Genomic DNA, 9,460 nt, shown 5'->3' with positions numbered 1-9,460 from the left:
CTAAAAGCGGAAGCGGCTCGCTCAGAATGAGAGGGGGATGGAGCTTCTGACGTAGAGGCGCTTTTTGCCTCGCAGGAAGATGCGAAGCCACCGACCATTCTAGCCCGCTGGAGCTGGATATATTTAAAAGCAAGGCGGCTCGATTCCTGCCATCACTCAAACATAAAATCCCCTGCTTTTTAGCAGGGGATTTTATCATTGTAATTCTTCCTTCTTTTCCTCTAAAGTAGGCAGTTTTTCTTTTTTCGGTTTCCCTAGCTTAATTACGAAGAAATATAGGGAAAGCAGTGTAATAAGAAAAACAATTAAAAACGGGTACGGAGAGTAAAAGGCACGCGCCGCCTCAGTCTTTCCCGCAACAAATTTCAATGACTCAATATCTAAAAACTCAGCAAACATTTGTACACCGAGCATACTAAACCAAAAAACAAAAAAACTAATAATAATACCAAAAACTTGCTTCAATCTCGTCATTCATCTCATCCTTTCTATATGTGTAATTTTTTAGCGCAATCAGTATAGTACAAACAAAACTATGCACAGAAAGGCGCTATCTTACTATTCGCGAATTAACTTAATCCAACCTAAAATTGCAATTTGCAAAATAATACCCCAAATTATAAGCCTTCTTAGCCATCGAGGAAAGAAGGTTAAAAACTTAACATACCATTCCAATAGCTTGTTCATAATTCCCTCCTACATAAAATTATATAGGAAAAAGGATATATAATCCAAATCCAACTAGAATGATGCCACCTACTATCTCGCCATATGTACCGAGCATATCTTTCGCATGTCTACCAATTAATAAACCAATCCACGCTAATAACATGCTAACAAATCCAAAAAGTAATATCGTAATGATTGTTTGTGCCCCATAAATACCAAGACTAAGCCCTACTGAGAAACTATCTATACTAACGCCAAATGCAAATACGAATAAGCTAATTCCAATAGGAGCAGTTCTAGTCTCTTCATTTTGTAAAATGGTCGAATATACGATATAAAAACCTAGTCCGATTAATAAAATAGCACCCGCAAAATGTGCAATATCTCCATACTTCTCTGATAAAAAACGACCTAGTACCATCCCTATAAACGGCATAATAATATGAAATATCCCTATCGTCATACCAATATACAGGATTTGTCTTAACTTTAGGGGCATCATCCCCATACCAAGACTCACCGAGAACGCATCCATCCCTAAGGCGAATGCCATAATTATTAAAGGTATTAGCTGTTCAAACGTCATTCATGCCCCTCCTTGGACGTGCTACTTCACAATATGCTTATCCAAGGAGAAATATTCTGTTTGCTAACCTTACCTTATCATTCAATAATAATATGATGTCCTGCCGCTTTTGTTAAACGATTCATAATAGCATTTCCTATTCCTTCATTAGGGAACGACTCACTAAAAATAACATCCACTTCACTTGCATCAAATGTTCTAAGTACATCATATAATTTAGTCGCAACGCTAGCTAAGTCACTTCGAACACCACAAGACAATATAACATCTGCGTTATATACATGTTGATACTCTTCCGTCGTTAATACGCCTACTTTAAATCCTTCTTCCTTTTTCCCATCCACAAGTTGCTGTATAAACTCACGTGAGCCCTCAACAATACTAAGTGGTGCTTTCGGCGCATAATGTGTATATTTCATTCCAGGTGATTTCGGTTTTTCCTTCTCATCCTTTAAAGCTGGATCTAAAGAAACGGTACCTATCACCGCTTCTAATTGTTCTTTCGTAATCCCACCTGGACGTAATATTGTTGGAACCGGGCTTGTACAATCAATTACAGTTGATTCAACGCCTACTCCAGTTGCACCACCATCAACAATACCTGCAATCTTCCCATTCAAATCTTCATATACGTGAGAAGCTAGTGTTGGACTTGGACGCCCTGAACGATTCGCACTTGGTGCCGCAACAGGTACATTCGCCTCTTCAATAAGAGCAAGTGCAACTGGATGATCAGGCATTCTTACCCCAACCGTATTAAGTCCCGCCGTCACCCTCTCTGAAATCCCTTCTTTTCTCGGCAAAATAATTGTTAATGGTCCTGGCCAAAAATGCGCCATTAACTTCTCTGCAACTGGTGGAATTCCTTTCACAATCCCATCTAACTGAGATTTTGTACCTATGTGGACAATGAGTGGATTATCACTCGGTCTTCCTTTCGCTTCGAAAATTTTCGCGATTGCTTCATCATCCATCGCGTTTGCACCTAACCCATATACTGTTTCCGTAGGGAAAGCAACCGCCTCATTTTCTCTTAATAATTTTGCTGCTTCTTGTAACTGTGGATAATATTTTTTTCTTTCCACAACATTATCCACAACCCACATATTTGTATGCATTTTTTTCCACGTCCTTTTCTACCCTTAAATACTTGTCTATTTTTAGTTTACTATGAGATTTATCCAAAAGACAAACAAGGTTTATCCACAAAATGTGGATAAACCTAATTAATCCGTGGATAACTTTGTGAATAGCTGACAATTTAGTATTATTGCATTCTGCTCTTTTATATTTTTACAAAAATGTTCTAACTGTTGAATTCCCTCTGGAACCTCATCCTTTTCTATAGTAAAAAAGTCAAAGAACTGAAAGATCGGTACAGATTGTGGATGGTTTGTTAGTAAGTACAATTGTTGAACACTTTTTTCTTTCATATACTGCAAAAACATTTCAAAAAAATATAAGAAAGTCTGTTTATCCACATGAGGTGTGAATAAACAAGAACGAATAAGTACATCTTCCCCACTTTGTTCATAACCAATTACAGCTCGTATTTCTTCCGCCTCTTCCAAAATCATAAATTGTGCGTACAACTCATTTATTTTATCATCTTTTTTATTAGCTTGTCCGAAAAAAGAATGTAATCTTTCCACATCTGCTTTCGTAGCAAAATACACTTTCTTCATAATAAATCCCTCCTCATTTTTATATATGAGGAGGGATTTATTAATAGTACTATTTAGAGAATAAAGATGTAAAAGCTTCTACAATAAACAATTTAACTTCTGGCTTTTCTTCTTCCTCTTCGACTTTTACATACTCATTTTGCTTTTCTTGTTTTTTCTCCACAGTTTTCTCCACTTTTTCCACAGTTTTTGTTTCTTCTTCACTTACAGGCTGCTCTTCGACTTTTGTTTCATTTTTTACTACTTTCTTTTCAGAAGCTGTTACTTTTTTTACTACTTCCTGTTTTACAACTTTCTTTTCTTTTACCTTATCCACTTTCTTCTCTTCTGTATCTACTACTTCTTCATCTAGTTGTTTCACCTGCTCCTCTTCAGGAGATTCCGCCTTCACAACGTGCTCTTCTTTTCTTACAGCTGTCCCGCTTGAAAAATCTAAGAAACACATTGGTGGAAATAATACACACCACCAGTTAGCGCCTTCACCTTCTCCAATTGTGATCAATACTGCTTCATATTCTCCTGCTGGATAAATAAAATTCCCATATACCTTTGTAGGAAACTTTACATTCTTACTAAATTTCACTTGAAATGATTCTTTACTTCCTTCTCTTTTTAACGTATTTTCCACCGTTTTCTCGATTTCTGGAATATGATTTTGAATTACTTTGCGTGCCTCTTCAAATGAAGTTAAATCCGCTACCCATCCATCAATTTGTGCTTTTACTTCATCACGCACTTTACGCTTTAATGCCTGGTCTTTATCTGAATCACTATTTGCTAAAATTCTTAATCGAACGGCCTCTTTCGGAATAACTGAAGGCCCTTTCGCATCAGCTTTCATATATCCAAACTGCACAAGTAACTGTGCACCAATTAATAATATAAGAAGATAAGCAATAACTTGTTTTTTCATTTCCTCCACCGTCCCTTCTACAAACAGTGTGGACAGACTTTCATATTTCTAAACTATTAAATTCAAAATCTATATGAATTTTCCCCAAAAAAATAGAGTAAGGTGTGAACCTTACTCCATCTCAGCAAATACCATACGGTCTTTTCCGTTAATATCAAAAACAACCTCAACATGGGCATGCGGAAAAGCTTGTTGTAACAATCTCTTTACATCCTCACCTTGTCCTACTCCAATTTCAAACGCTACAATTGCTTTCTCCTGCAACACATTCGGCAATTCTTCCATAAAACGGCGATAAAAATCTAATCCGTCTTCTCCACCAACAAGTGCTCTCTTCGGCTCATGCTCTTTCACAACAGGAGAAAGACCACGCCAATCCTCTTCCGGTATATATGGAGGATTTGAAACAACAACATCTAGCTTTTGACCCGTTTTATCAAATGGTGACAATAAATCACCGTGATAGAACGTTACTTCTGCACCTAAAGATTTTGCATTTTCTTTTGCAACTTCAATCGACTCTTGTGCAATATCTACTGTATACACGTGAAGATTTTTATTTTCTAAAGCAAGCGTAATAGAAATCGCTCCACTACCTGTGCCTATATCTGCTACATGTAGTTCCTTGTCGCCAAAATGGCGCTCAATTCTTTCTAATACTCCTACTATAAGCTCTTCTGTTTCCGGTCTTGGTATTAATACTTCTTCATTCACAAAGAACGACCGGCCATAAAACATTTCATAACCAATCATATATTGAATAGGAATACCTTCTACATGCTTGTGGATAAACTCCGTAAAGCTTGCCTCTTGTTCCTCATTTATTTCTTCACGCATATTCATAAGTAATCCTGTTCTGTTCATCTTTAATACATGACAAAGGACAATTTCTCCCGCATTTTCATCTCGTCCATTTTCCTGTAAAAAAGAAGAAGCCCATTTCAGGGCTTCATAGACACGCATTACTCAGCTGCCTCCATCCTTTGAGCCTGATCTTCCATCACTAAGGCATTGATGAAATCATCTAACTTACCTTGTAAGATTTGATCTAGCTTTTGAATCGTTAAACCGATTCGATGGTCTGTAACACGGTTTTGCGGGAAGTTATACGTACGAATACGCTCTGAACGATCACCCGTACCAACAGCTTGTTTACGGTTTTGATCATATTCAGCTTGTGCTTCTTGTCTAAACTTATCATAAACACGTGCGCGTAATACTTTCATCGCTTTTTCTTTATTCTTAATTTGTGATTTCTCATCCTGACAAGATACAACTACACCAGTCGGTAAATGCGTTAAACGTACCGCTGACATCGTTGTATTAACGCTCTGTCCACCAGGACCACTAGAAGCGAATGTATCAACACGAACATCTTTCTCGTGAATGTCGATTTCTACTTCTTCTGCCTCTGGTAATACAGCTACAGTTGCTGTAGATGTATGAATACGTCCACCAGATTCCGTTTCAGGAACACGTTGTACACGGTGAGCACCATTCTCGAATTTCAGCTTCGCGAAAGCACCTTTACCGTTAATCATAAAGATAATCTCTTTATATCCACCTAACTCTGTATAGCTAGCCTCGATAATTTCTGTTTTCCAACCTTGAACCTCAGCATAACGGCTATACATGCGGTATAAGTCACCAGCAAATAAAGCGGCCTCATCGCCACCAGCAGCCCCACGAACCTCAACGATAACGTTCTTATCATCATTAGGGTCCTTTGGAACTAGTAAAATTTTCAGACGTTCTGATAACGTTTTTTCTTGTGATTCTAACTCAGAAACCTCTTCTTTTACCATGTCACGCATTTCTGCGTCTAACTTCTCTTCTAACATTGCTTTCGCATCTTTTAATTGCTCACGAACATCCTTATACTCACGATACACCTCTACCGTTTCCTGTATATCAGACTGTTCCTTTGAATATTCACGAAGCTTATTTGTATCGCTAATAACCTCTGGGTCACTTAACAATTCATTTAACTTCTCATAACGATTTTCTACAGCTTGCAAACGATCTAACACATCATTCACCTCTACATCCTAGTATCTAATACAAATAGTATATGGTACTTACTCAAAAAAACGCAAATTATATTTAAAAGCGCAAGCGGCTTGCTCAGAATCGCAGGACACTTTCAACTCTTGACCTTGAAGCGCTTTTTGCTTCAGGCGAGAGAGTGAAATGGCCGGAGATTCTAGCCGCTGGAGCTAGATAATATTTAAAAGCGTAAGCGGCTCACACCACCCACACTCTCTATTCTGAAAAAAACCCGCCTTGCGCAGCGAGTTTTACTTGTCTTTGTTTGTAGGAACTGCATGACAATGACGACAGCGTGGTTCATACGATTCTGAAGCCCCAACTAAAATAATCGGATCATCAAATGCCGCTGGTTCTCCATCAATTAATCGTTGTGTACGACTTGCCGGAGATCCACATGCAGAACATACTGCTTGTAGTTTTGTTACATGTTCAGCAATCGCCATCAGCTGAGGAACTTGTCCAAATGGTAGACCACGGAAATCTTGGTCTAAACCAGCTACAATGACACGATAGCCACGATTTGCCAATACTTGCACCACTTCCACAATGTCCCCATCAAAGAATTGCACCTCATCGATTGCAATTACATCCATATCTTCAGTGATATGTTCAAATATATCTTTTGAAGCTGAAACAGGAACTGCTTTTACCTTTAATCCGTTATGTGATACAACGTCTTCTTCACTATAGCGATTATCAATACATGGTTTAAATACAATTGCATGTTGTTTCGCAAATTGCGTACGGCGCACACGGCGGATTAACTCTTCTGATTTACCAGAAAACATACTACCGCAAATCACTTCAATCCAACCATTTTGATTTATTAAGTACATGAAGCTCTCCTTTCATCTACTTTTTAGTTAAAAGTAGGGTAAAGGTATAATATTTTCGCAAAAAAAACAGACAAGCGAATACATACACTTGCCTGTTTTATGTTTTTATTACTTGATACCGTATTTCTTATTGAAGCGATCAACGCGTCCGTCTGCAGTAGCAAACTTCTGACGTCCAGTGTAGAATGGGTGAGAATCAGAACTGATCTCAACTTTTAGTAATGGATAAGTGTTACCATCTTCCCACTCAACAGTTTCGCTAGAGCCTTTAGTAGACCCGCTTAAGAATTTGAAGCCTGTGTTTGTGTCCATGAATACAACTTTCTTGTAATCTGGGTGAATTCCTGCTTTCATTCTTTTCATCTCCTTCCGCCCTGAATCATTTTCGAAACAGAGTTTTTCATCTTCAGCTGCATACACAACTATATTGATGAAACACATATGATGAAATTATAACAAGGCTAACTTCATTTTGCAACTACCTGTTTTTGTCTTTTTAATTTTAAAAGCGCAAGCGGCTCGTTCAGAATGGGAGGGGGATGGAGCTTCTGACGTAGAGGCGCTTTTTGCCTCGCAGGAAGACGCGAAGCCACCGACCATTCTAGCCCGCTGGGGCTGGATATACCTAAAAGCGGAAGCGGCTCGCTCAGAATGAGAGGGGGATGGAGCTTCTGACGTAGAGGCGCTTTTTGCCTCGCAGGAAGACGCGAAGCCACCGACCATTCTAGCCGCTGGAGCTGGATATTAAATTTAAAGCGGCGGGGGCTCGCTCAGCTCTGACCAGCTAAGGTTCTTTCGCCCTAAAGGTGCTTTTTACCTTTCGGGCGGAAGGTTCTTAGATGTGAAGAGCTAGCCACCGGAACTGGATATCACTTAAAAATCCAGGACACTTCACACCCTCTCACTTGAGGCGCTTTTTGCCTCATGGAAAGACGCGAAGCCACCTACCATTCTAGCCGCTGGAGCTAGATATCACCTTAAAGTGGAGGGGGCTCGTTCTGCTCTGACTAGCTAAGGTTCTCCCACTTATTTCTCTCTTTAATATCACCTAAAAGGCATAAGAAACTCGCTTACTATAAAATAAGCGAGTCCCAATCTTTTCCCTTTACTTAGTTGTTACATATCTTTTCGAGTCTGCAACAATGTTTTGTAAAAATTCTTCGTTTGTCTTCGTTTGACGAAGCTTACGTAAGAAACTTTCAACAAAGTCTGGTGTATCACGCATTGTTTTACGAATGCCCCATAACTTGTCTAAATGCTCTTTTGGAATTAATAGATCTTCTTTACGTGTACCAGAACGACGAATATCAATCGCTGGGAAGATACGACGTTCAGCTAACGAACGATCTAAGTGAAGTTCCATATTTCCAGTTCCTTTAAATTCCTCGTAAATAACATCGTCCATACGAGATCCTGTATCAACAAGGGCTGTTGCTAAAATCGTTAAGCTACCGCCTTCTTCAATATTACGTGCAGCTCCAAAGAAACGCTTCGGTCTATGGAAAGCCGCTGGGTCGATACCACCCGATAATGTTCTACCACTTGGCGGAATAACGAGGTTGTAAGCTCGCGCTAAACGGGTAATACTATCCATTAAAATGATAACATCTTTTTTGTGCTCTACAAGACGCATTGCACGTTCTAACACAAGTTCAGCTACTTTAATATGATTTTCTGGTACTTCATCAAAAGTAGAACTTACAACGTCGCCCTTAACAGAACGTTCAATGTCTGTTACTTCCTCTGGACGCTCATCAATTAAAAGAACAATTAATTCTGCTTCTGGATGATTTGTTGTAACACTGTGTGCAATTTCTTTTAATAGACTTGTTTTACCAGCCTTTGGAGGCGCAACAATTAAACCACGTTGTCCAAATCCAACTGGTGCGATTAAATCCATGATACGTGTCGGTAACTTTTTCGGTTCCGTTTCCAATTTCATTTGGCGATCTGGGTATAATGGTGTTAATGCAGGGAAATGCACACGCTCTTTTGCTGAATCTGGATCATCTCCGTTTACAGCTTCAACTTGTAATAACCCAAAATAGCGTTCATTTTCTTTAGGAGGTCGTACTTTACCAGAAACTTTGTCTCCATTACGTAAATCGAAACGACGAATTTGCGAAGCTGAGATATAAATATCTTCTGAGCTTGGAGAATAGTTGATAGGACGTAGGAATCCAAATCCTTCTGATTGAATAATTTCTAATACGCCTTCCATGAAAAAGAAACCTTCTTTTTCTGCTCGAGCTTTCAAAATAGAAAAGATTAACTCTTTTTTCGTTAACTTGCTATAATACGAAATCTTAAATTCTTTCGCAAGCTCGTATAACTCTTTTAACTTCATGTTTTCTAATGCTGCAATTGACAAATTCATTCAGACACCACACTTTAACGTTATTCTCTTTTTTCATGGGTAAAGGGAAAAATACGGAAGGCAAATAATTAATAATGAAAGGCAATAAGTTCAAGTAGGGTAATATTCACTATTGTAACCCTTTTATCTAGTTTTAATCAATACGTTGGAACACAAATACAAGAAGCGAAGACAAGAAAATTTGTCTTCGCTTCTTATTTAATTTAGTTCCAGCTCCGATAGTTAAAAAGATCGACCATTTTAACCTTTCTGAACGAGCCGCTTACGCTTTTTACTTAATCCAGCTTCAGCAGCTAGAATGGTCGGTGGCTTCACTTCTTCCTGCGAGGCAAAAAGCGCCTCTAC

At 38.8% G+C, this 9,460-nt stretch carries 11 protein-coding genes; all 11 read right to left on the bottom strand.

Annotated elements, in window-relative coordinates; genetic code table 11:
* Positions 1–195: 195 nt before the first annotated feature.
* Positions 196–474: a DUF3935 domain-containing protein gene (locus C4S65_RS33240; protein WP_000197471.1), complete on the bottom strand. Its 279-nt coding sequence runs from the start codon at positions 472–474 to the stop codon at positions 196–198.
* Positions 475–558: 84 nt separating this feature from the next.
* Positions 559–687 carry a hypothetical protein gene (locus tag C4S65_RS35595; protein ID WP_001037632.1) on the bottom strand — a complete coding sequence of 43 codons (129 nt, stop codon included), beginning with the start codon at positions 685–687 and terminating at the stop codon, positions 559–561.
* Between the two features lie 19 nt (positions 688–706).
* The gene (locus C4S65_RS33235; RefSeq protein WP_000142475.1) at positions 707–1,255 is read right to left on the bottom strand and encodes a manganese efflux pump MntP family protein; all 549 of its coding nucleotides are present in this window, start codon (positions 1,253–1,255) and stop codon (positions 707–709) included.
* 77 nt (positions 1,256–1,332) lie between these two features.
* Positions 1,333–2,373 carry an L-threonylcarbamoyladenylate synthase gene (locus C4S65_RS33230; RefSeq protein WP_086407139.1) on the bottom strand — a complete coding sequence of 347 codons (1,041 nt, stop codon included), beginning with the start codon at positions 2,371–2,373 and terminating at the stop codon, positions 1,333–1,335.
* A gap of 108 nt (positions 2,374–2,481) precedes the next feature.
* Complete coding sequence (locus tag C4S65_RS33225; RefSeq protein ID WP_000758437.1) at positions 2,482–2,940, bottom strand: mechanosensitive ion channel protein; 459 nt, start codon at positions 2,938–2,940, stop codon at positions 2,482–2,484.
* 49 nt (positions 2,941–2,989) lie between these two features.
* The gene (gene spoIIR, locus C4S65_RS33220; RefSeq protein ID WP_061667945.1) at positions 2,990–3,853 is read right to left on the bottom strand and encodes a stage II sporulation protein R; all 864 of its coding nucleotides are present in this window, start codon (positions 3,851–3,853) and stop codon (positions 2,990–2,992) included.
* Positions 3,854–3,964: 111 nt separating this feature from the next.
* Complete coding sequence (prmC, locus tag C4S65_RS33215; protein ID WP_001267025.1) at positions 3,965–4,816, bottom strand: peptide chain release factor N(5)-glutamine methyltransferase; 852 nt, start codon at positions 4,814–4,816, stop codon at positions 3,965–3,967.
* Positions 4,816–5,883: a peptide chain release factor 1 gene (prfA, locus tag C4S65_RS33210; RefSeq protein WP_000887066.1), complete on the bottom strand. Its 1,068-nt coding sequence runs from the start codon at positions 5,881–5,883 to the stop codon at positions 4,816–4,818. Before prfA ends, prmC begins: the two co-directional genes overlap by 1 nt.
* A 267-nt stretch (positions 5,884–6,150) precedes the next feature.
* On the bottom strand, positions 6,151–6,738 hold the full coding sequence (locus C4S65_RS33205) for a thymidine kinase (RefSeq protein ID WP_000280851.1): 588 nt from the start codon (positions 6,736–6,738) through the stop codon (positions 6,151–6,153).
* 108 nt (positions 6,739–6,846) lie between these two features.
* Entirely contained in the window at positions 6,847–7,092 is a 246-nt protein-coding gene (locus C4S65_RS33200) for a type B 50S ribosomal protein L31 (RefSeq protein WP_000643435.1), read from the bottom strand.
* A gap of 751 nt (positions 7,093–7,843) precedes the next feature.
* Positions 7,844–9,115 (bottom strand): transcription termination factor Rho, encoded by a 1,272-nt coding sequence (rho, locus tag C4S65_RS33190; protein ID WP_001053903.1) that lies wholly within the window; start codon positions 9,113–9,115, stop codon positions 7,844–7,846.
* Positions 9,116–9,460: the final 345 nt, after the last annotated feature.

The sequence above is a fragment of the Bacillus sp. ok061 genome (genome assembly GCF_900108285.1).
Classification (GTDB): Bacteria; Bacillota; Bacilli; order Bacillales; family Bacillaceae_G; genus Bacillus_A; species Bacillus_A thuringiensis_S.
This window is presented reverse-complemented; position numbering and strand designations above follow the sequence as displayed.

What these genes read in the sequence shown, in the direction of transcription:
- C4S65_RS33200 (WP_000643435.1), bottom strand. Translation starts at nt 7,092, where the DNA reads ATGAAAGCAGGAATTCACCCAGATTACAAGAAAGTTGTATTCATGGAC.
- C4S65_RS33230 (WP_086407139.1), bottom strand. Translation starts at nt 2,373, where the DNA reads ATGCATACAAATATGTGGGTTGTGGATAATGTTGTGGAAAGAAAAAAA.
- C4S65_RS33225 (WP_000758437.1), bottom strand. Translation starts at nt 2,940, where the DNA reads ATGAAGAAAGTGTATTTTGCTACGAAAGCAGATGTGGAAAGATTACAT.
- C4S65_RS33235 (WP_000142475.1), bottom strand. Translation starts at nt 1,255, where the DNA reads ATGACGTTTGAACAGCTAATACCTTTAATAATTATGGCATTCGCCTTA.
- prmC (WP_001267025.1), bottom strand. Translation starts at nt 4,816, where the DNA reads ATGCGTGTCTATGAAGCCCTGAAATGGGCTTCTTCTTTTTTACAGGAA.
- rho (WP_001053903.1), bottom strand. Translation starts at nt 9,115, where the DNA reads ATGAATTTGTCAATTGCAGCATTAGAAAACATGAAGTTAAAAGAGTTA.
- C4S65_RS33205 (WP_000280851.1), bottom strand. Translation starts at nt 6,738, where the DNA reads ATGTACTTAATAAATCAAAATGGTTGGATTGAAGTGATTTGCGGTAGT.
- C4S65_RS33240 (WP_000197471.1), bottom strand. Translation starts at nt 474, where the DNA reads ATGACGAGATTGAAGCAAGTTTTTGGTATTATTATTAGTTTTTTTGTT.
- C4S65_RS35595 (WP_001037632.1), bottom strand. Translation starts at nt 687, where the DNA reads ATGAACAAGCTATTGGAATGGTATGTTAAGTTTTTAACCTTCTTTCCT.
- spoIIR (WP_061667945.1), bottom strand. Translation starts at nt 3,853, where the DNA reads ATGAAAAAACAAGTTATTGCTTATCTTCTTATATTATTAATTGGTGCA.